This window comes from Halarchaeum salinum (genome assembly GCF_039520965.1).
GTDB classification, from domain to species: Archaea; Halobacteriota; Halobacteria; order Halobacteriales; family Halobacteriaceae; genus Halarchaeum; species Halarchaeum salinum.
Window position 1 is genome coordinate 140931 of the sequence record NZ_BAAABL010000033.1, and the last position, 21373, is coordinate 162303.

The window sequence follows — 21373 nt, forward strand, 5'->3', positions numbered from 1 at the left end:
TCGCTCAGTCGTCGTTCGCGCTCCCTTCTTCGACCCGCTGTGCCCCGCGCTCGCGAGCGCGCTCCACGAACGCCTCCGGCAGCTCGTCGATCTCGCCGGCCTGCACGCCCCAGAGGTTCGCGTAGAGTCCGTCCGCGGCGAGCAGCTCCTCGTGGGTGCCGCGCTCGGCGACCTGTCCATCCTCTAGGACGAGGATCGTGTCCGCGTCCTTCACCGTCGAGAGCCGGTGTGCGATGGTGAACGTCGTCCGATTCTGGGTCAGCTCGTCCAGCGAGCGCTGAATCAGCATCTCCGTCTCCGTGTCGACGTCCGAGGTCGCCTCGTCGAGGATCATGATCTCGGGGTCCTTCAGCACCGCGCGCGCGATGTCGACGCGCTGGCGCTGGCCGCCCGAGAGCTTCACGCCGCGCTCGCCGACCATCGTGTCGTACCCCTCGGGGAGGTTGGTGATGAACTCGTGCGCCTGGGCGGCCTTCGCCGCCTCGACGACGTCCTCGTGGTCGGCATCGAACGAGCCGTAGCGGATATTCTCCGCGACGGTGCCGTAGAAGAGGAACGTGTCCTGCGAGACGTAGCCGATCGCTTCTCGGAGACTGGAGAGAGTCACGTCGCCAATTTCCTGGCCGTCGATGCGGATCGTCCCCGCATCCGGGTCGTACATCCGCATGAGGAGTTTGAGCACCGTGGATTTCCCCGCGCCCGTCGGGCCGACCAGCGCGAGCGTGTCGCCACCGTCGATCTCGAACGAGACGTCCTCAATGATCGCCTCGTCGTCGTATCCGAACGTCACGTCCTCGTACGCGACCGCGCCGTCATCGACGACGAGGTCCTCTGCGTCCGGGTCCTCCGCGACGCGCGAGGGCTGATCCATCAGCCCGAAGATCCGCTCGCTTGCCGCGCGCGCCCGCTGATACATGTTGATGATCTGGCCGAACTGCGCCATCGGCCAGATGAACTGCTGACTCAACTGGATGAAGACGACGAACGCGCCCACGGAAAGCGTCCCCGACACTCCCAGGGGCGGGCCGACCGCGACCCAGTACGCGCCGGCGAGGAACGTCAGCACGAAGCCGAGCCCCGAGATGACACGCAGCGCAGGGAAGAACTTGATCCGGATCGTCACCGCCCCCCAGTTCGCATCGAAGTAGTCCCGCGAGGACTCCTCCACGCGCTCGTCCTCGTACTCCTCCGTGTTCGAGGTCTTGATGACCTGGATGCCCCCGAGGTTGTTCTCCAGTCGGGAGTTCAGCTGTCCGACCGAGGAGCGGACGGCTGCGTACTTCGGTTGGATGCGTTTGACGAACCAGTAGGTGAAGAGCGCGATGACCGGAACGGGAAGAAGCGTCAGGATCGCCAGCCGCCAGTTGTAGGAGAAGAGGACGAACGCGACGCCGACGACCATCACCGCGAGCCGCAGTGCGGAGTTCAGCCCGTCGTTCAAGAAGCGCTCCAGACGATTGACGTCGTTCGAGAGGACGGACATCATCTCGCCCGTCTGCTTCTCCGCGAAGAAGGCCATGTTCAGCCGCTGCATCCGCTCGTAGGTGTCCGTGCGCACCGCGTGCTGGACGTGTTGGCTGTACGCGTTCCACCCCCAGTTACGCACCCAGTGACACCCCGACCCGAGGACGAACGATCCCGCGACGATCGCCGCCGCGATCACCACCTCCTCGCCCGTCGTCCACCCCGCCCGCATCGACGCCGGGAGGAAGGCAAGGAAGGTCCCGTCGTCACGCAGGATCGTGTCGATCGCGTAGCCGAGCATCACCGGCGGGACGAGATCGAGGAGACGCGCGACGATCGACGCGACGACGCCGAGCGTGAACTGCCCCCAGAACTCCCGGCCGTACTCGGTGAAGAGCCGCCACATCGCGTTCCCCGAGGAATCCCGTACGTCCTCAAACGGGTCGTCCTCTTCCTGCTGACTCATTCGTAACGACTACGCGACGCGCGTGAAAAAGGGTTTCAACTCCCGCCACTCCCGCCGCCACCGTACGCGATCCGCACCCGATCGCCCGCCGCGATCCCGTGGCGCGTCGTCCACCCGGACGGCACCTCCAGCACCCACTTCGCCCGCCCCGTGTAGCGTCGATACGGCGGCTCCTCGGTCTCGGCGTGCGCGATCCGGGTGATCCGGCCGTCGCTCCCGACGAAGACGATGTCGAGCGGATAGGTCATCTCGCGCATCACGTACGCCCGCGACCCTTCCGTCTCGTAGACGAACAGCATGCCCGACCCGTTTGCGAGCGACTCGCTTCCCGATAAGCCACGGTAGCGCTCGGCCTCCGAGTCCGCTACCGAGGCGTTCACCACGCCGAGCGTCGTCCCATCCTCGTCCGCGATCGTCACCGTCGCGTGCTCGTGGCCGGTCGAGCCCGTGAAGACCCACGCCCCGACCACGACGAGCGCGACGGCGAGCACGAGCGCGACGACCGTCGTTAGCCGCCGTGCTCGTGCGTCCATATTCCGACGAAGCCCGTGACACCGCCTAAGCCTTCCGCCGCCGGGTCGTCGAAGGGAAACCGTTTTGCCGCGCCTCCGCCACTCACGACGTGCGGGTTCGTGGTCTAGTGGTTATGACGTCTCCCTTACAAGGAGAAGGTCGGTGGTTCGAATCCGCCCGAACCCATCGCTTCTGTCGTGAGCGATGACGCCGCCCGCGCGGGATTTTCCGAGTCGGTTGAACCGTCTTCTCGATCGGTGAACGAGGCGTCTGGCGCAGCACTACTCGCTGACGCTCGTCTCGGTGTTCGGTTCGGCTCCGCGTCGTCGCCGTCCCGCCCGTTCGCGCCGCCGCACATTTCGTAACCCTTTTTTCCGCGCTCGTTCTCGGATAACGTGCACGCCGCCTTAGCTCAGACTGGGAGAGCACTCGACTGAAGATCGAGCTGTCCCCGGTTCAAATCCGGGAGGCGGCATCCTGTTACCGGTCAGATGATGACCGAGAGTATTGACGCCGTCCTGCGATTCTGATTTGCCTCGTGCGAAGGCAACCGGTCACTGGATGCACCCCGTCACGTCCGGCGTTCTGCGATTACCGAAACGTATCGGGGAACCTAGAGACTTTCGGCCCGAAGTCGCGTACTGCTGTCAGTCGAGCATACAAGTCTTGAGCGGCGTGTTTTTATATATCTTGTTGGATCCCGTGCTACAGATGGGGGTCACCCCGACCCAGGAGATTGGTGAGATATGCCATCAGGTATATGCAATTTCGTAACTATGCGGGTGTCTCGGAATCCGCCCGATTGTCATAGTATTAGATGGAGACTGATGATGATGCGATCAGACACGCAGAGAGTCACGTATCGAGCGAACAACAGGCGAGATAACACAGGTGGTGTGTGAAGATGACCGCACCTGCTGTGGTGAAGTTCGACGGAGGCGCTCGTCCGAATCCTGGTCCTGCGGCTATCGGGTACATCGTAGAGGCTGACGACTGGACCGAGGAAGGGAGCGACCACATCGGAGAATCGACCAACAACCGAGCCGAATACCACGCCCTCATCCAAGGGTTGGAACTCGCCTCCGAGAAGGGATGCACCGACGTTGAGGCGAGAGGTGATTCCGAGGTAATCGTGAAGCAAGTCCGGGGTGAGTATGGGGTGAACCAGTCAGAACTTCGTCCACTACGTAACCGCGTACAGGAGTTGGCTGATGAGTTCGAGAATTTCGAGATACGGCACGTCTCTCGTGACGAGAATAAGGAGGCTGACGAGTTGGTGGGAATGGTGTTCTCTAACTAATCCCACTCACCTCAGGAACATTCTGACTGTACGGCTAATTCATAGTCATCTATTTCTACAACTGTTTGGGGTGATCCCTCATATACGAATTCGTGTGAACGCGTATTCCCCCCTTCTAATGTCCCTGAGATAGTGCCAGCATCGCGCTCTCGGCCCGTACTAAATTCGATGAATGTTGCAGATATAGTATAATATACTGGCACATCCGCAGTGTTCTCGAACGAAATCTGTAGGGAGGCCTTTGTCGGTTCGTTCCCCTTCTTATATGTTCCTCCTTCAGGAAAATCCTCGAATTCACTCAAAATTCGAATAGCATCTGAACAGCCAGCAGTTTCTTGTTCACCACCTGATGACTCGGCAGCCCGCTCATCTGGTGAGCCTCCGGCACATCCTGCCAGAGCAACCGACAGACAAATACCGGTCTGTTTGAGTAACCTGCGTCTTTGCATATGTCTCAGTACCATCGCAAACTTATACTTCTTATCATATTTAAAACGATATATAGGAATCCCCCTCATGTATCCGAGATCGACGCGAGAACACGAGGTGCTAACACCCTCAGACACCTATATCCTCTCCACGTATCTCCCGTCGAAGGTATCACTGTTCGTTCGACAGACCTTCCCTATGGTAATCTCCCCATAGGACTGATTACCCCGTTCCTCATCCCACTTCGGACGCATTCGACCAGAGGCTCGGAAGCAGTCATCCATCAACTGCTGGTCGCCCTTGCACCAGTAGTAGAGTTGCTTCACGAAGGCCATATCTGCCTCTGATGGAGTCGGTCGGCCCTCGTCACTTCCTCGCCATAGCCTGAGTGCCTCTCGGTCTACATCGTGGCTGTCGGTCTTGACGTAGGCTCGGATAGTTCGACGCACCTGTTCGGGGGTTGCATCCGCTTCCCCTCCGTCGAACTCCTGTTCGCTCACAGGCTTCTGCTGGCCCGTGAAGGAGAACTTCTGGCGTTCGGGGAGATAGTCGTCCTGCACCTCTCGGACGACTGTGGGCCTGCTCTCGACCGATGTGAAGCCGTCGTACACGTCTCCAGTCAGTACGAAATACCGGCTCTTGTCGTACACTTCGAGATGGCCTGCCTCCGATAAGTCGCCTCGATGCTTGTGGTCGTCCGAGTGGTCGCCTTCTGCGATGACGTGTAACCCTGTTCCCGAACTCGATACCTCGGTGTAGGAGTCGAGTCGTCGGACGATTCCGAGTGCCTCCTCCGTGAACTCGCCGTCTGGCTTCACGTCATCGAGGTCGAATCCGACGAAAGGGCCGCTCTCGGTGAAGCAGAAGGCTACCTCTCCACCGAGTTGTTCTGCCTTGTCCTGTGCCTCGGTGAAGGGAAGCAGATTCACCGACTTCTGCCACTCCTTCGACGGAGCGACCGGCTCCTTGTCCTGTGTCACGAGCCACTGGTCGTATTCCTCCAGACGACTCGGAAGACCGTCACTCCCACCTGTGTTATCCTCGCTGTCCTGCTGGAAGGAGAACTCGAAGCGACTCACTGCACGTCACCTCCGTACTTCCGCCAGACGTAGTCCACTAACTGCTCGCCATCCACACCGAGCATTTCCTCGGCTTCATCCACCAGATAGGAGTTCTTCGCCATCCCGACGTCGTCGTACTTGCAGAGAGTAGCGAATCCGAGAGCGGCTCCGTCGATACCCTCGTAGTACCGACTGAACCCTTGCAGGTCTTCCTCCATCACCTTCTGAACCGTCCACTTCTTGATAGGAGTGCTGACACCGGCTTGCGAGAGGATGATGTGCGCTCGGCAGAACTTCCAGACGTCCTCCTGTCGTACCTTCTGGCCATCCCAGCCCTCGCTGTAGCCGTTGGCACGTCTCTCCGCAGGATGCTGTCGTCCGTGTTGCAGTAGGAAGAACACCTCGTACCGTTCCTCCTTGTCGTCGTCTACTTCTCGTGCATAGAGGGTCGTTCGAGCGGTCGAGCAAGGCGGGAAACTCGGTTGATGGTCGTACTGATGCTTGTCCTTCTGCACATCACCCCACGACTTCGAGCCAGTGTCGAGTCGCTCCTCCAAGGCGAGTGGTTGCCCTCCATCTGTTACGGCTTCCGCTGTGTCTGTACCCACGTCCTTCTCGGATGCTTCGCTGTTCTCCTGATTGCCAGAGTCGTTGCTGTTAGTTGTCATATTTGGTCACCACGCAAGCCAGAGTCGTCGCTCAAGAGCCGTACTGAACAGTCCCACGACTACCAGACCCACTGCTCAAACCACCGTCTACACGGACACTCTCAGCAGGAGAAGTGGCTACTCAGTGAGCGATTCGTTTCTGACTTCCTTACACTACTATTCGGGAGATTACCACTTAAAGGTACCGGCGAAAACCAACCTCTGTTTTCGGGATATATGCCCCTTCTGTATTGCGATTTTGTGAACTCCAGAAGTGTTGCTTCTCCTCTTAAACACCACCTGTGTTATCTCTGCTGCCTGTCATACAAAGAAGGATAGTCTACCACTCCCTCAACCCTCTCATATATTCCTATGACAATCGGGCGGTCACATCGAGTCGAGGTACTCCCTCCGTTGCTCCATCTTCTCCTCCTCCGTCAGTTTGGAGTAGTGCTTTTCGAGCGTTTCGGGCGAGGAGTTCACACGGTCGGATACCACCTGCTTGGGCACGTCGTTTCGTAGCAGGTGGGTGATGGCTCCTCTCCGAACGTCGTGCGGTGAGACGCTAGACGGGCACTTGCTGGCGTGGGTATAGGTCGCCGCCTCACAGGAGTTCGGGTCACGACCGTGCGGGCAATCCTGACCGTAGGCACACGGACGAGTCACGGCATACACCATCTCCCGAATCTTCGAGCGGTGCATCCGCCCGTACCGAGTCGTGAACAGCGGCTCTCGCCCGTAGTCGTCAGTCACCTCGTCACGAGTCACGTCGACGTAGTCCTGCAACACCTCGCAGACGTCTTCCGACAGGGCACAGATACGCTCTCCCGACTGCTTGTTCTTCAGGTTGGTTTCGGTGTCGGGCCGATGGCGGATTTCGAGTGCCTGCTCCTCTGCGTCGAAGTCGTCGACGTCGAGAGAGTGAGCGGCTCCCATCCGACAACCGGTGTGCCACAGCACCGTGAGGAGTGCGTGACGCTTCGAGGCGTACTCGTACTTGCCGAGGTAGTCGAGGACTTGCTCTGCTCGTTCGGCTTCGAGGATGCTGTTACTGACCGCCTCCTCGTCTTCGACCGAGGGTATGAGCATCTTGTCGTGCAAGCCCTGCTCGACGCCGTCGATAGATTCGAGGAACTTCACGAACACTCGCAGGGTCGAGAGTTGCCCCTTGAGTGTGATGGTTTTCAGGTCACCGTCTTCCTTCCGCCAGAGCCGATACTCGTGGAGTGAGCGGGCCGTGAGTTCGTTGAGATTCGTGACGTCCTCTTGCTCACACCACTGGACGAACGGCTTGAGACGGTAATGATAGCCCTGTAGCGTTGCTTCTGCAACCTCGTCACGCCGTTGTGCGAGGAACATCTCTTTCGCTTCTGCGGGAGCGATGGGTTCGAGTTCTGCCATTGTTTGCTCTCCGCAGAACACCGGATTGTGGGTCGGGGAAGCGACGTCCAATCGCCCGACAGCGCCTTATTTTCACGTCGTCTTCCCGAGGTTCAAATCCGGGAGGCGGCATATTCTGAGATAGTGCCGTAGCGAACACTGCGGACGCCACCACTTCTATCCGGTCGTCGTGCGAACGAACGATCATGCGCACGTCCACGATCGTCCTCGCGTTCGGTGCCGTCGTATTCGCCCTCCCGATCCCCGGGACGTTCATCCTCGGCGCGATCGTGCTGCTGTTCGGCGCGGTCGGGCGCTACTACGACTTCTGAAAACGGCGAAACCGTTCGGTTAGTGTGCCGCGCCGCCGAGGAGGAGCGTGCGGGCGACGACGAGCACGCCGACGAGCGCGTAGACGGCGATGAGCATCACCATCACGGTGCTCTCGGAGAGCCGGTTGTTGAGGTACGCGCCGGCCTGCCCGCCGAAGAGACAGCCGATGGCGACGAAGATGCCGACACCGAAGGGGACGGTGAACCCTTCACCGGTGATCGAGGGCGCGAACCGGAGGAGCGCGATGTTGGCGAGGAGCGCGGCGACGATGGTGACGTGTAGCACGAGGGCGCTCGTCCCCGTCGAGAGTTTCAGCGGGACGCGGCGGCGAAGCGCGAGCATCGACTGCGTGAGCTCGCCGATGGCGATTCCCACTAGCCCGGCGAGCGTGCCGCCGAGGACGGTGACGAGGAAGTCGGGTAGTTCGAGGTGGAACTCGCGCTCGTCTTCACCGCTCCCCATGATGGCGGTGCCGGTCGGTTCTTCGGCGGCCGTCTCGGCTGGGCCGCCCATGTGCTCGCTCGGTGGCGTCTCCGCGGCGTCGTGTGTGTCCTCGAACACGCGTGTACGCGGTTCATACTCCTCGTCGAGAACCGCGACGAGAGAGAGCTCGGGCTTCTCCGCGACGGTGTCGACGAGCGACGGGCCGTGCTCGTGGGCCTCGTAGAGGACGAGGGCGAGCACGGCGAGCAGGAGGCCGAACCCGACCATGAGGACGTCCGAGGGGACGTAGTAGGATCCCGCACGCGCGACGATCGCGACCGGGACAGTGATGACGAGCAGTTTCTTCGCGACGTTGAAGTCGATCTGATGACGGTACCAGTAGGCCGTGACCGAGGAGGTGTAGCCAAAGAGCTCGACGAACAGCGCGAGGCCGACGGCGGCGTTGGCCGCGAGCATCGGGAATCCCGGAACGAGGTGTGGGAAGACGTAGAGGAACGCCGGGACGAACAGCACTGCTGCCTCCATCGCGAACGTGTTGACCGTCGTCGCGATGAGGAAGCCGAGCAGGACGAGCGTGAGCAGCCCGATGAGCGGGACGCCGGTTCCGAACATTAGCCGAGCCCCCGACCAACGACCGTGGTGAGCGCTCTCCGGGCCAAACGCCGCCGACCGTCTCGTGACATTGGCCACCGTTCGTACCCGGCCGTGTAAAAGCGATTGCATCCACGCCGTTTCCACCGACTCCGCACCACGACCGCCGCTCGTCGTCCCGTCTCTCGACTCCCGCCGACCGTTGCTCCCCCCATCACGTATCTCGGCCACGCACGCCGACTCTCTCCCGCAAGGGTTATCCGTGGGGAGTCACTTTGTACAAAGGCAATGGCGAAAGGCGTAGTTGACTTCTTCAACGACACGGGCGGTTACGGATTCATCGAGACTGACGACGCGGACGAGGACGTCTTCTTCCACATGGAAGACGTCGGCGGCCCCGACCTGGAAGAAGGTCAGGAGGTCGAGTTCGACATCGAGGAGGCCGAGAAGGGCCCCCGCGCGACGAACCTCACCCGTCTGTAACTCGCTGAGGAAGGCCGCCGTCACGGCGGCATCGCGGTAACGGTTTTCGACTCCCGGAAGCGCTGACGGTTGCGGTGTGAGCGACTCCGGTCACTTATCTTCCAACGAGAGCGACGCGTCCTTCGCGGCCGTCGGGCTCGGTTTTCCGATCGGCGAGCGACGGCCCCGTCACTCGATCCGCCACTGCTCGCCGAGCTCGCCACGCTCGGCTCGTGGGTCCCTGACGAGGTCCCGCAGCGTCGGTTCGTGGAACGCGTATCGTCGCTCACCGTCCCGGACGACCATGTCGCGACCTCGAAGCTCGACGAGCAGCGTGTGGATCGCCTCCATCGACGTGCCCGTCGCGTCGACGAGTTCCTGCGCCGAGCGTGGCATGTCCGCCACGTGTTCGTAGACCGCCTCGGCGGTCGTCTCGTTACACTGTGAGGCCCGTCGCGCCGCGTCGAGTCGCGTCCGTACTGCGGTCGCGGCCAGGAGCTCGCTCGACTCGGCCGGTGACGGTTCATCGTCGGCCGCGTCGCGTTCACTGGCACCCTCGTGTTTCCCGGTCGTCGTTTCGGCTTCTACGTCGACCGGTTCGCCGTCCGCCGACCGCGTTCGCGCCGTCCGCTCGCGTTCCGACGAGCGCTGGAGCCGATCGAGGACGTCCCCGATACGCTCCGTGGGCTCGATGCGCGCGCCCGCCTCGTCGCTCGCGTCGGTCCCGCTCGTCGCCGGCGCGTCGTTCGATCCCTCCGCCCCCAGCTCGGCGAGCTGGGCTTCGAGATCCGGGACCGTGGTGTCGCCGTTGTCCTCGGCGTCGCTCGTCCCGACATCGGTCGCAGTCGTGGCCGTACTCGACGTGGTGGCTTCGTCGTCCGCCCCGTTAGCCTCGCCGCTTTCAGCCCCAGCGCCGTCGGCCTCATCGCCGCTCGGCGTTCCCTCGTCCCCCGTCGCGGCGAGCCGTGATTCGAGTTCGGCGACGCGATCGCGCAGGGTCGCGATATCGTCGCCGTCCATAGCGTCCACAGCGCTCTCGGTGCTCGTGTCGTCCGTGCTTGCGTCCACCCTCGCCTGTGCGGTCGCGTCAGCGTCGCCGTGCGCCACGGCATTCGCGAGCTTGCGTGCGGCTGCGGAGACGTCGCGGGCACGGTCGAGTTCCGTCTCCAGTTCGGCGATGCGCTCCTCGCGATTCTCGATTCGGCGTTCGAGTTCGGCGATACGGTCCTGGCGCTGTTCCTCCGCGTCCCGGATGTCCGCGAGATCCTCGACGAGCGTGTCGCTCACCGACTTCAACTCGGGGCGCTCGAAGTCGTCGAGGCCGGGCGTCGCGCCCGCGTCGAACGTCCGCTTGCGCTTGAACTGGACGCGCTCGACCGCTTCGTCCGTCCAGTCCGCCTGCACGAACGCCTCGCCGGCGTCGAGGTCCGACACTGCCGCCTCGTACTCGCTCCCGACGATCCGTCCGACGACCTTCGTGTCGTTCTCCCAAGTGAGCCGGTGCCAGACGAGCCAGTTCGCCTGCGTGATGAAGTCCTTTTTGACGTCCGCCGGCCGCTGGCTGATGCCGACGACGCCGAGGCCGTGTTTGCGCCCGCGCTTGCCGACCTTGATGAGCATTCGGCCCGTCTCGCCCATCCCCGCGCCCTCCGGGATGTACTCGTGGACCTCCTCGACGACGAGGAGGAAGGGTTTCTTCAGCTTCTTCTCCTTCGCGAAGAGGTGTTTTGCCGTCTCGAAGACGAGTTCGTCGGCCGCGTCCTCATCAAGGAACCCCGAGACGTCGAGGATCACCGGAACGTTCTCCTCTAGGGCGATCGTCGCGAGGCGCTCGGCGTGCTCGGGGCTCACCTGGATGTCGCAGCCGTCGTCCGCCCCCGCGTGGAGGAGTTCGTACTCCTCTTTGAGCCCGTAGTACTCGCCGTCCGTGTCGACGACGAGAACGGGATATTGGCGCTCAAGGAGTTCCTCGATGACGACGGATACTGAGTTACTCTTCCCGCTCCCGCTCTTACCGGTGATAAACGCGCGGCCGGTCAGTACTTCCTCTGTCGGGAGGGAGAGCGACTCGCCGTCGGCCGTCTCGCCGACGGGAAGATGGCGTTCGTCGACGCCGTCGTCTGCGGACATGGGGTTCGTCTCGGACGGACGCCGGCCGTCGGGATGAAGGTTGTCGTCCCCGCGACGTCTATCCGGCACTCACCGCGCGCTCCGCCAGCCCCGTACGGGGTCGCCAGTGAGGCACACAGCCGTCATCGCCGTCGTCGAGGCGACCTAGCGGCCAGCTATTTGCATCGGTGGATCGTAGCGTAGCCTACTCCGATGTCGGTTCCGTCCCGTCTCGCGCTCATATTCGCCCTCGTCGTCGTTCTCGCCGGTCTCACCGGGCTCGTCGTCGATGTGCACGCGGCCGATTCCGGTGATGCCTCCCCCCCGGCAGAGACGCTCGTTTCCGTCAGCGACGACGCTCTCTGGCCGTACACGAGCAAGACGCGCTCGACGGCGGGTCGAACGCTTGCGATCAATGTCGTCGTCCACGGAGAGACGGACCGAGTGCGGCGCACCTTTCTCGATCGGGACTGGGAGCGCGGGAGCGGCCCAAAACTCGTCCCCTGGCGCTCGGCACACGGGGCGACGCGATTCACGTACGCCGTCGTGAACGGCTCGGGTCGGTGGCTCGCCGAGTCGTTCCAGGCGAACGACGGCTCGTACTTCGGCTCTCGCGTCCACGTCCGCGGCTACGCACCCCCGTCGGCGAACTGGACGGCGTTACAGGCCCACGAGGAGTACTGGGACTGGTTCCGGCTCCGACACACCGTCGTCGGCGTCGACTCCGCACAGTCGTACGTCGAGGACGACCTTCGGATGACGCCCGGCGTCGCGCGCGTTACCCACCGCTCGCTCGGGAACGCCGGTCGCGTGAACGGGGACGGCGTGGCCACCACCGTCGTGTTCGCCGCGGCTCTCCTCGGCTCCCTCGGGCGCTTCCGCCGCGTCACCCTCCGTCGAGGCGCGCTCGTCGCCGCGCTCCCGGTCGCGCTCGTCGCTACCGCCCGCGTTGGCGCGATCGCCGTCTCTGGCGACGCGCTCCCGGGCGTCCCGCCGAAAGCCGTCGCCGCGCTGTTCTATCCGGTCCTCGCGCTCGCGCTCCCGTGGCTGACCGCTCGACTCGCCCGCCCGCTCTTGCCACCCGCCGCGTTCCTCGTCGCCGCCGTCGGCGGGGGCGCTGCGTTCGCGTTCGACCTGTTCGCCGTCGGCGTCACCGCACTGCCCGTCGACCTCCTCGTGCACCGCGCGCTGCTCGCGCTCGCGCTCGGCCTGCTCGCGGGCACCGTCGCCGACGCGGACGCGCGATCGGGCCGATACCTCACGGCGGCGGTGTCCGCTTCGGTCGTCGTGTGGTGTCTCGTGCTCGCGCGTGCTCTCTTCGGACTCTGAACTGGGTAACAGTACGGTTATGTGCCTCGCGTCACGTCACAGTATGACACATGAGCGGGGACGACTACGCCGACACGCCGCGGCCCACTCGCCGGTCACTACTCGCCGCGACCGGGACCGGTCTCGCCGCGTTGAGCGCTGGTTGTGTCGACCGCGTGCAGTCCCTCATGACTCGCGACTCCCCGTCGACGGTTTCGCTCTCGGTCAAGACTGTGCCGGCGGACACCGACCCGGTCGCCACGACCATCGCCAGACGCCTCGTCGAGCACCTCTCGATGAGCGGGATCGACGCCGATATCGTCCTTCAACGCGAATCTGAGCTCTATCGCGACGTCCTCATCAACCACGATTTCGACCTCTACGTCGGCCGCTACCCCGGCCGATACGACCCCGATTTCCTCTACTCCCTACTCCGCTCGACGTTCGCCGGCGAACCCGGTTGGCAGAACCCGTTCGGGTTCGCCGACCTGCACGTCGACGATCTCCTCGATGCGCAGCGTTCGACGTCGGGCAGCGCGCGACGAGCCCACGTCTCCGACGTCCAGCACGAGATCGCGTCCCAACAGCCGTTCACCCCCCTTGCACATCCCGATGTCCTCGGTGCCGTCCGTACGGACCGCTTCGAGGGGTGGCATCGCTTCCCCGTCGACTCGCCGCTTCGCTATCTCGCGCTCGAAGCGGCCGGCGTGGCGGCAGACGGTGGCCGGACGCGACTCCGCGTCGCGACGACCGACGCTCGCGTGACGCAGAACCTCAACCCGCTCGCGGTCGAGTTCCGGAGCCACGGGACGCTTCTCGGCCTCCTCTACGACCCGCTCGCCCGATACGTCGAGGGCGAGCTGCTCCCGTGGCAGGCCCGCACGTGGTCGTGGGACGACGGTACCGCAACGCTCGAGCTGCGCGACGAGGCCACGTGGCACGACGGAACGCCGCTCACCGCCGACGACGTTGCGTTCACGTACCGGTTCCTCGCCGACACCTCGCTCGGCAATCGCGACTCCGCAGTCCCCGCACCGCGGTTCCGCGGGCGAAGCTCGCTCGTCGATAACGTCTCCGTCGTCGACGACCACACGCTCCGCCTCTCGTGTGGCGACGCCTCACCGGAAGTCGCCGAGCGCGCGTTCACCCTCCCGGTCCTCCCGCGACACATCTGGGAGGCCAAACGCCGACCGGCGGATATCGCCGGCGTCTTGCAGTTCGACGGTATCACGGAGGCGCTCGTCTGGTCGAACCGCTCGCCCGTCGGTAGCGGGCCGCTTCGCGTCGCCGACGTCACCGAGGGCACCTCACTCACGCTCGAACGGTTCGACGACTACGCGCTCACCGGTGTCGACGACCCACTCGATCCCAGCGTCGCGTTCGATGAACTGTCCGTCCACGTCGTCCCGTCGGACGCCGCGGCGATCTCCCTTGTCGGCGAGGGCGACGCCGACGCCACCGCGATGCCGCTCATTCCGAGCGCCGTCCCGCGCGTCGTTCGCGACGACGACCTCACGCTGCTCTCCGACAGGTCGCAGTCGTTCTACCACGTCGGCTATAACAATCGCCAGTCCCCGCTGACGAACCCGCGTTTCCGGCGCGTCGTCGCTCGCCTCCTCGATAAGCGCGCGCTCGTCGATAGCGTCTTCGACGGGTACGCCAGACCGACGGTATCACCGCTCCCCCGCCCGTGGGTTCCCGACGACCTGACGTGGGAGGACGGCAATCCGCGGTCGCCGTTCTACGGCCGGGACGGCGACTTCGACGTCACCGCCGTCCGCGAAGCGTTTCGCGACGCCGGCTACGCCTACACGAACGGGGGGAGACTCACCGACCAATGACGCTCGTCGACGTCTTGGTGCGCGTCCTCGCCGTCGTCGGGGCGCTCACCCTCACCGGATCCATCGTCATCGTGGGTCGGCCCCGGCTCTACACGGCGGCCGCGAACACCCGTCGACGGACGCGCTCGATCCTCCCGTACCTCGCCCTCCTCGTGGGCGTCCTCCTCGTGAACAAGGTCGCCCGGCAGGTCGGCCCGGATGTCTCCTGGATCATCGGATGGAACATCACCGGGACCATCTTCGCCCTCGAAGGCGGGTTCGTCGCGTGGCTCCAGTCGTTCGCCACGCCGCCGCTCACCGCGTATTTCTCCGCGGTGTACGTCTACGGCTACGTCTTCCTCCTCGTGTTCCCGCTGGTCGCTTACTTCGCGCTTGCGGACAGGCGTGCGCTTCGGCACCTCATGCTCACGTACGCCATCAACTACTCCATCGGACTCATCCTCTACGTCCTCTTCATCGCCTACGGGCCGCGGAACCTGATGCCGGACATGGTCCAGTCACTCCTCTACACCTCGTGGCCGCAGTCCCAACTCCTCACGAGTCAGGTGAACACGAACACGAACGTCTTCCCATCGCTCCACACCTCTTTGTCCGTCTCCGTCGCGGTGCTGGCACATCGAACACGTGCGGAGCTACCGCAGTGGGCCCCGATTGCAGCGGTGCTCGCACTGAGCGTCGATGTCTCCACGATGTATCTCGGCATCCATTGGGGAACCGACGTCGTCGCGGGCATCCTCCTCGGCGTCGGGAGCGTCCTCCTTGCCAGTCGCCTCGACAAGCGGATACAGACGTCCGAGCTCGGTCTCGCGCTCGACCGTCGTCTCGTTCGACTCCTCCGTCGATAGCGCATCGACCCGCCAGTGCTCGCTCGCGCTCGCGAGGGTCGTTCTCGGGCCTGCTCCGCTCAGCCCGCCGTGCTCACGCATCGCTCCCATCGGTCGCTCTGCGCTCGCGTCCCCGTTCTCGGACCTTCGCTCCGCTCAGCCCCGCGAACGCCCTTCGAAGGCTTTAACCGCACGCTAGCCGTCAGCCTCGGGTAGTAACCATGGCCGACAATCCCGCCTCCATGTACCGGACGATCGACAAGCCGTCGTACACGCGACGGGAGTACGTCACGGGCATTCCCGGCTCGAAGATTGCCCAGTTCAAGATGGGCGACCTCCAGTCCGATCCCGAGGACTACGCGGTCCAGATCAGCCTGAAGCCCGAAGAGGAGTGTCAGCTCCGCCACGGATCGCTCGAGGCCTCCCGCCTCTCCGCGAACCGTCACCTCATCAAGGAACTCGGCGAGGGCAACTACAAGATGATCCTCCGCAAGTTCCCCCACCAGATCATCCGGGAGAACAAGCAGGCGACCGGTGCGGGTGCGGACCGTGTCTCCGACGGGATGCGCCAGGCCTTCGGCGTCCCGGTCGGGACGGCGACCCGCATCTACCCGAACGAGCGTCTCTTCACCGCGTGGTGCAGCGTCGAGCAGGCCGACGCCGTGAAGGAGGCCTTCCGTCGCGCGTACAACAAGATCACGCCGCCGTGCCGGATCGACGTCGAGCGCGGGCAGGACCTTCTGACGAAGGCCGACTAACGAGTCCTTTTACTCGCCCCTCTCCCAAGGGGGGACATGTTCCGGCTCGCGTTCGCCAACGAGGCCGAGACCTTCGAGCGCGTTCGCGGCCCGCTCGCCGAGCGCGGTATCGCGGTCGAGGCCGTCGCGGCCTCCCACGGGTCGTACTCGCTCACCGAGCCACCGGTCGACGGCTCGCGCTTCGACGCCGGTTTCGTCTTCCCCGGACGGATCATGGAGGGCGGGGTCCTCGACGCGTGGCTCGACGTGCCGTGGCTCAACGACCGCGAGGCCGTCCTCACGTCGCGCAACAAGGCGGGCGTGCTCGCAACGCTCGAGGACGCGGGGATCCCGACGCCCGATTCGGTGCTCGTCTCGAACCCCGCGGACACCGACGCGCTCGTCGCGGCCTACGAACGCCTCCCCTCGCCCGTCGTGGTGAAGCCGAACTCGACGACGCGCGGGATCGGCGTCGCGAAGGCTGCCGACCTCGATACCTTCCTCGGGATCTGTGACTATCTCGATCTCGTTCACGACTATCGGGCGACCGCCGACCGATCGTACCTCGTCCAGGAGTACCTCGCCGACGCGCGGGACTACCGCGTGATGGTGCTTGAGGGTGAAGTTGTCGGCGCGGTTGAGCGCCGTCTTCCGGACGCCGACATCGCTGCGGGGCGCTGGAAACACAACGTCCATCGCGGCGCGACGGCGGTCGGTGTCGATCCCGACCCCGAAATCGCCGCGCTCGCCGAGCGGACGGCGGCGGCGCTCGACGTGGCGTTCCTCGGTGTGGACGTGCTCGTTACGGACAACGGGCCCGTGGTGAACGAGACGAACGCTCGACCGACCATCGACAACAGCGAGAAGTACGACGAGGGGTTCTACGATCGCCTCGCGGCGGCTGTGATGGGACTGTGACTACTCGAAGCCGATGTTCGCGGACTCCTCGGCGCGCTCGAAGGTGACTTCGAGGACGCCGTTATTGTAGCTCGCGCTCCCGGAGCGCTCATCGACGCGGCAGGGGAGTTCGAGGCGCTCGTCGTACTCGCGGGTGTCGGTCACCGCGCTGATCGTGAGGGTTCGACCGTCGCATTTGAGCGAGAGGTCGTCCTTCTCGACGCCCGGGAAGTCCCCGATGATGCGGACCTCCTCGTCGGTCTCTTGGACGTCGAGGTGGGTGTCGCTCCCGAAGCCCGCATCGTCGTAGCCGCCGTCCGTCCCGTGCATCATGTCGTCCATCATCCGCTCGATCTCGCTGAAGAAGTCGTCGAAGGGGTCGTCCCGGTCGTCGCGTCGCATGGCCCATCGTAGGCCGTACCCGGCCAAAAGGCTTCGGGGCCCCGCGGGTGACGCTCCTTTCGTGCCGTATGCTACCATGACATAGTGTACCTGATGCTGGCCTCTTCCGGCGGGTTTTAAGCTGTTTGATCGTTATTACTCGTATATGAGTGAACTCTCCCTCGACGCCGAGGAAACGGGCGAAGTCGTTCGCGTGGGGCTGAACGGGTTCGGCCGGATCGGTCGGAACGTCTTCCGCGCTGCACTCGAAGACCCGCGTATCGACCTCGTCGGCATCAACGACGTCATGGACTTCGAGGACATGGCGTATCTCGCCCAGTACGACACCATCATGGGCCGACTCGACGGCGTCGAGCGCGACGGCGACGAGCTCGTCGTGAACGACTCCAGCGTCCAGCTGCTGAACGTCCAGGATCCCACCGACCTCCCGTGGGGCGAGAAGGACGTCGACGTCGCCCTCGAGTGTACGGGCATCTTCCGCGAGCGCGATCAGGCCGCCCAGCACGTCGAGGCGGGTGCCGAGAAGGTCGTCATCTCCGCGCCGCCGAAGGGCGACGAGCCCGTGAAGCAGCTCGTCTACGGCGTCAATCACGACGAGTACGACGGCGAGGATGTCGTCTCGAACGCCTCCTGTACGACGAACTCCGTCACGCCCGTCGCGAAGGTGCTCGACGAGGAGTTCGGCATCGAGACGGGGACGCTCACGACCGTCCACGCGTACACGGGCTCGCAGTCGCTCATCGACGGCCCGCAGGGCAAGACCCGACGCGGTCGCGCCGCCGCCGAGAACATCGTCCCGACCTCCACGGGTGCCGCGCAGGCCGCCACGGAGATCCTCCCGCAGCTCGAGGGCAAACTCGACGGGATGGCGATCCGTGTTCCGGTCCCGGACGGCTCCATCACCGAGCTCGTCGTCGACCTCGACGAGGAGAACGTCACCGAAGCGGAGATCAACGCGGCGTTCCGCGACGCTGCTGACTCCGGTCCGCTCGCCGGCGTCCTCGGCTACACGGACGACGAAGTCGTCTCCAGCGACATCCTCGGGCTCCCGTTCAGTTCCACGGTCGATCTGAACTCCACGAACGTCGTCGGCGAGAACGGCGACCTCGTGAAGATCCTGACGTGGTACGACAACGAGTACGGCTTCTCGAACCGCCTGCTCGACGTCTCCGCGTACATCACGGAATACTAATCTCGCCGCGCGACTGAACGCGCGAACGGGATGGGGACGGCCCACACAACTCGCGCGTTGCCCTGCTCGCATCACACATCGTTTTTCGCACACAACTACGTACCCACACACCACGACACCGATTATGAGCTTCAACACTATCGACGACCTCGACCCCGGCCAGCGCGTGCTGGTCCGCCTCGACCTCAACTCCCCCGTGGAGGACGGCACCGTCCAGGACAACCGCCGCTTCGAGCGCCACGCGGAGACCGTTCGCGAACTCGCCGAACGCGGCGACCGCGTTGTCTGCATGGCCCACCAGGGCCGGCCCGGCGACGACGATTTCGTCTCGCTGCGCCAGCACGCGGACATCCTCGCCGAACACGTCGGTCGCGACGTCGGCTTCGTTCCCGATACCTACGGCCCGGAAGCCATCGAGGCCATCGAGGCGCTCGACGCCGGCGAGATCCTCCTGCTGGAGAACGTCCGGATGTGCGAGGACGAACTCCCCGAAGCATCGCCCGAGACGAAGGCCGACACGGAGTTCGTGCAGACGCTCGCGCCCGCGTTCGACGCGTACGTGAACGACGCCTACTCGGCCGCCCACCGCAAGCACGCCTCGATCGTCGGCTTCCCGCTCGCCCTCCCCGCCTACGCGGGCCGCGTCATGGAGAGCGAGTACGAGGCGAACACCGCCATCGCCGAGCGCGACTTCGACGGCCAGGTGACGATGGTCGTCGGCGGGACGAAGGCCAGCGACGTCATCAGCGTGATGGAGGCCCTCGACGAGAAAGTCGATCAGTTCCTGCTCGGCGGGATCGCGGGCGAGCTCTTCCTCCGCGCCGCGGGCTACCCTGTCGGCGAGGACGTCGAGGGGATGGACCTCTTCGACGAGCAGTGGGAGCGAAACGCCGACACGATCCGCTCCGTGCTCGACGAGCGTGGCGACGCGATCACGCTCGCCTCGGATCTCGCCTACGAGGATGCCGAGGGTGAGCGCGCCGAGATCGACGTCGAGGCGATCGAGGAGAAGACCCAGGGGTTCCTCGACGTCGGGAGCGAGACGGTCGAGACCTATGCGCCCATCATTCACGAGTCCGAGGCCGTCTTCGTGAAGGGCGCACTCGGCCTCTTCGAGGACGAACGCTTCAGCGTGGGGACGGTCGGCGTCCTCGAGGCAATCGCCGAGACGGACTGCTTCAGCGTCGTCGGCGGCGGCGACACCTCGCGCGCCATCGAGATGTACGGCCTGGACGAGGCCGACTTCTCGCACGTCTCGATCGCGGGCGGCGCGTACATCCGCGCGCTCACAGGCGAGTCGCTCCCCGCCGTCGACGTGCTGGAGGACGCGGCGTAATGCTCGTCGGCGTCGTCTCCGACACGCACGACGACATCGAACGCGCGCGGGCGGCCGTCGCGCACTTCGAGGACGTCGGCTGCGAGACCGTGATCCACTGCGGCGACGTCGTCGCGCCATTCACCGCGGTCGTCTTCGACAGCGACGCGTTCGAGTTCCATACGGTCCGCGGGAACAACGACGGCGAATGGGCCCTCCAAGACGCGATCCGAGAGTTCGGCGACTATCGCGGCGAATCGGCTGAGCTCACGATCGACGGTGTGGAGATCGCGGTCTATCACGGGACGAGCGGGACGCTCACGGACGCGCTCGTCGCCTGCGAAAAGTATGACTACGTGCTCTGCGGGCACACGCACGAGCGACGCCACGACGTCGTCGGTAACACACACCGGGTGAACCCCGGCGGGCTCCCGTTCCCGGGTGGCGACGACAGCTACCACGTCGCCACGATCGATACGGAGTCGGGTGACGTGACGTTCGTCGACCTCGACTAGTCGTCGGCGCTCGCGGCCATTCCCCTTCCGTCGGCCGCGGTGGCGTCGCCGTCGGTCGGGTCGAAACGACCGACGCCGAGCGCGCGGTTCGTCCGAACGACGCTCTCGGCGGCGTCGGCGTCGCCGGCGATTGCCCGGACGGCGTCCACGTTCTCCGGGACGACGTCGCTCTCCTGGTGGATCGCCTGGAAGAAGTACAGATCGCGGCCCTCGACGGCGATCGAGGCACCCCACACGCAGTTCTCCCAGAGGTCGCCGCGGGGGCGGCCCGCGTCCTTCGCGAGCTCCTTGAGGTGGCCGGGGCCGGCGACGCGCGCGTGCTCCGGGACCACGAAGACGCGCGATTCGTCGGCCAGCGTCTCGCGTACCGCGTCGGCGTCGGCGTCGCTTTCGAGGGTGACGTTGACGCTGTGGAGGTGCATCAGCGTCGCCGGGACGGTGACACCCATCGTGTCCACGGCGAGGTCGGGCAACACGGTGTTGACGTCCGGGCCGTGGTGTGACGGGACGGTCACCGGATCGGGGAGGATGTCGTTGATCGGGCCGCGATCGGACTGACTGGGATCGCCGCCGCGACGAACGAGTGTCGCGCGCGTCTTCTCGACACCGTAGACCTCATCGAGCGGCGTGAGGACGCGTGAGAGGCCGGTCGTGTTACAGGAGACGACGCGGACGTGCTCGGCGTCGCCGTTCGCGATCTCGTCGTAGTTCGCGCGGGCGTTGAAGCTCGCGTCCGCGACGTCGGCGTCCTCGCCGCCCTGGTAGAGCGCGGGCGTGTCATGGGCTTCGTAGATCTCGCGGTTTTGCGCGCCGATCCCGGCAGGCGTGCAGTCGATGACGACGTCGCTCGCCGCGACAAGGTCGTCGAGGTCGCCCGCCACGGGGACGTCGGCCGCGGCGAACGCGGCCGCGTCGTCGATGGCGTGGACCGCGTAGCCGCGCCGATGTGCGGCCGTGGCCTCGAAGTTCGGGGTGGTCTTTGCGACCCCAGAGACCGTCATGTCGGGCTGTGCCGCAAGCGCATCAGCGACGCGCTTGCCGATGGTCCCGTATCCGTTGACGCCGACTCGAAGCATCATGCGTGTATCCGGTGCCCGTCTGATTAATTCTTTCGGGAAAAATTAGGGGAAATTAACTACGCGT

The 21373-nt window shown here is 64.6% G+C and carries 20 protein-coding genes and 2 tRNA genes; 13 read left to right on the plus strand and 9 right to left on the minus strand.

Going from position 1 to position 21373, the window contains the following annotated elements; all coding sequences use genetic code 11:
- Window positions 1-4: 4 nt before the first annotated feature.
- The gene (locus ABDZ36_RS03965) at window positions 5-1930 is read right to left on the minus strand and encodes an ABC transporter ATP-binding protein (RefSeq protein ID WP_211311560.1); all 1926 of its coding nucleotides are present in this window, start codon (window positions 1928-1930) and stop codon (window positions 5-7) included.
- Between the two features lie 35 nt (window positions 1931-1965).
- A complete protein-coding gene (locus ABDZ36_RS03970) occupies window positions 1966-2463 on the minus strand; it encodes a DUF192 domain-containing protein (protein ID WP_211311559.1) in 498 nt (165 codons plus the stop codon).
- Between the two features lie 93 nt (window positions 2464-2556).
- Here ABDZ36_RS03970 and ABDZ36_RS03975 point away from each other — a divergent pair.
- The 3 genes from ABDZ36_RS03975 to ABDZ36_RS03985 all read left to right on the plus strand — a co-directional run bounded on the left by ABDZ36_RS03975 (window position 2557) and on the right by ABDZ36_RS03985 (window position 3743).
- Window positions 2557-2629: transfer RNA gene (locus ABDZ36_RS03975), tRNA-Val, on the plus strand.
- 215 nt (window positions 2630-2844) lie between these two features.
- Window positions 2845-2918 (plus strand) — tRNA-Phe (locus ABDZ36_RS03980).
- A gap of 429 nt (window positions 2919-3347) precedes the next feature.
- A complete protein-coding gene (locus ABDZ36_RS03985; RefSeq protein ID WP_343749214.1) occupies window positions 3348-3743 on the plus strand; it encodes a ribonuclease HI family protein in 396 nt (131 codons plus the stop codon).
- Between the two features lie 566 nt (window positions 3744-4309).
- Here ABDZ36_RS03985 and ABDZ36_RS03990 read toward each other — a convergent pair.
- From ABDZ36_RS03990 to ABDZ36_RS04000, 3 genes are all read right to left on the minus strand, one after another.
- Entirely contained in the window at window positions 4310-5251 is a 942-nt protein-coding gene (locus ABDZ36_RS03990; protein WP_211311557.1) for a phage NrS-1 polymerase family protein, read from the minus strand.
- Window positions 5248-5901, minus strand: coding sequence for a hypothetical protein (locus ABDZ36_RS03995; protein WP_211311556.1), 654 nt, complete (start codon window positions 5899-5901; stop codon window positions 5248-5250). Before ABDZ36_RS03995 ends, ABDZ36_RS03990 begins: the two co-directional genes overlap by 4 nt.
- A gap of 366 nt (window positions 5902-6267) precedes the next feature.
- Window positions 6268-7281, minus strand: a complete 1014-nt coding sequence (locus ABDZ36_RS04000; protein ID WP_211311555.1) for a tyrosine-type recombinase/integrase — start codon at window positions 7279-7281, stop codon at window positions 6268-6270.
- A 185-nt stretch (window positions 7282-7466) separates the two neighbouring features.
- On the opposite strand from ABDZ36_RS04000, the gene ABDZ36_RS04005 reads away from it, so the two are divergent.
- A complete protein-coding gene (locus tag ABDZ36_RS04005) occupies window positions 7467-7592 on the plus strand; it encodes a hypothetical protein (protein WP_343749209.1) in 126 nt (41 codons plus the stop codon).
- A gap of 19 nt (window positions 7593-7611) precedes the next feature.
- Here the strand turns inward: ABDZ36_RS04005 and ABDZ36_RS04010 are convergent, their stop codons facing one another.
- Complete coding sequence (locus tag ABDZ36_RS04010) at window positions 7612-8649, minus strand: TSUP family transporter (RefSeq protein ID WP_211311554.1); 1038 nt, start codon at window positions 8647-8649, stop codon at window positions 7612-7614.
- A gap of 267 nt (window positions 8650-8916) precedes the next feature.
- Here ABDZ36_RS04010 and ABDZ36_RS04015 point away from each other — a divergent pair, with 267 nt between their 5' ends.
- Window positions 8917-9111: a cold-shock protein gene (locus tag ABDZ36_RS04015; RefSeq protein WP_021780643.1), complete on the plus strand. Its 195-nt coding sequence runs from the start codon at window positions 8917-8919 to the stop codon at window positions 9109-9111.
- A gap of 168 nt (window positions 9112-9279) precedes the next feature.
- Here the strand turns inward: ABDZ36_RS04015 and ABDZ36_RS04020 are convergent, their stop codons facing one another.
- Entirely contained in the window at window positions 9280-11220 is a 1941-nt protein-coding gene (locus ABDZ36_RS04020; RefSeq protein WP_211311553.1) for a helicase HerA domain-containing protein, read from the minus strand.
- 192 nt (window positions 11221-11412) lie between these two features.
- Here ABDZ36_RS04020 and ABDZ36_RS04025 point away from each other — a divergent pair, with 192 nt between their 5' ends.
- From ABDZ36_RS04025 to ABDZ36_RS04045, 5 genes are all read left to right on the plus strand, one after another.
- Window positions 11413-12528 carry a hypothetical protein gene (locus ABDZ36_RS04025; RefSeq protein ID WP_211311552.1) on the plus strand — a complete coding sequence of 372 codons (1116 nt, stop codon included), beginning with the start codon at window positions 11413-11415 and terminating at the stop codon, window positions 12526-12528.
- A 50-nt stretch (window positions 12529-12578) separates the two neighbouring features.
- Window positions 12579-14348: an ABC transporter substrate-binding protein gene (locus tag ABDZ36_RS04030; protein WP_211311551.1), complete on the plus strand. Its 1770-nt coding sequence runs from the start codon at window positions 12579-12581 to the stop codon at window positions 14346-14348.
- On the plus strand, window positions 14345-15193 hold the full coding sequence (locus ABDZ36_RS04035) for a phosphatase PAP2 family protein (protein WP_211311550.1): 849 nt from the start codon (window positions 14345-14347) through the stop codon (window positions 15191-15193). The genes ABDZ36_RS04030 and ABDZ36_RS04035 overlap by 4 nt, the downstream gene beginning before the upstream one ends.
- A gap of 200 nt (window positions 15194-15393) precedes the next feature.
- A complete protein-coding gene (locus tag ABDZ36_RS04040) occupies window positions 15394-15930 on the plus strand; it encodes a 50S ribosomal protein L16 (RefSeq protein ID WP_211311549.1) in 537 nt (178 codons plus the stop codon).
- Window positions 15931-15966: 36 nt separating this feature from the next.
- Window positions 15967-16827 carry an ATP-grasp domain-containing protein gene (locus ABDZ36_RS04045; protein ID WP_211311548.1) on the plus strand — a complete coding sequence of 287 codons (861 nt, stop codon included), beginning with the start codon at window positions 15967-15969 and terminating at the stop codon, window positions 16825-16827.
- On the opposite strand, the gene ABDZ36_RS04050 is transcribed toward ABDZ36_RS04045, so the two are convergent.
- Window positions 16828-17208: an Hsp20/alpha crystallin family protein gene (locus ABDZ36_RS04050; RefSeq protein ID WP_211311547.1), complete on the minus strand. Its 381-nt coding sequence runs from the start codon at window positions 17206-17208 to the stop codon at window positions 16828-16830.
- Between the two features lie 145 nt (window positions 17209-17353).
- Between ABDZ36_RS04050 and gap the strand changes: the two genes are divergently transcribed.
- From gap to ABDZ36_RS04065, 3 genes are all read left to right on the plus strand, one after another.
- The gene (gap, locus tag ABDZ36_RS04055; protein WP_211311546.1) at window positions 17354-18400 is read left to right on the plus strand and encodes a type I glyceraldehyde-3-phosphate dehydrogenase; all 1047 of its coding nucleotides are present in this window, start codon (window positions 17354-17356) and stop codon (window positions 18398-18400) included.
- 121 nt (window positions 18401-18521) lie between these two features.
- Window positions 18522-19736, plus strand: a complete 1215-nt coding sequence (locus ABDZ36_RS04060; RefSeq protein ID WP_343749215.1) for a phosphoglycerate kinase — start codon at window positions 18522-18524, stop codon at window positions 19734-19736.
- Window positions 19736-20230: a metallophosphoesterase gene (locus tag ABDZ36_RS04065; protein ID WP_211311544.1), complete on the plus strand. Its 495-nt coding sequence runs from the start codon at window positions 19736-19738 to the stop codon at window positions 20228-20230. The genes ABDZ36_RS04060 and ABDZ36_RS04065 overlap by 1 nt, the downstream gene beginning before the upstream one ends.
- Here ABDZ36_RS04065 and ABDZ36_RS04070 read toward each other — a convergent pair.
- Entirely contained in the window at window positions 20227-21306 is a 1080-nt protein-coding gene (locus ABDZ36_RS04070) for a type II glyceraldehyde-3-phosphate dehydrogenase (RefSeq protein WP_211311543.1), read from the minus strand. The genes ABDZ36_RS04065 and ABDZ36_RS04070 overlap by 4 nt on opposite strands.
- Between the last annotated feature and the right edge of the window lie 67 nt (window positions 21307-21373).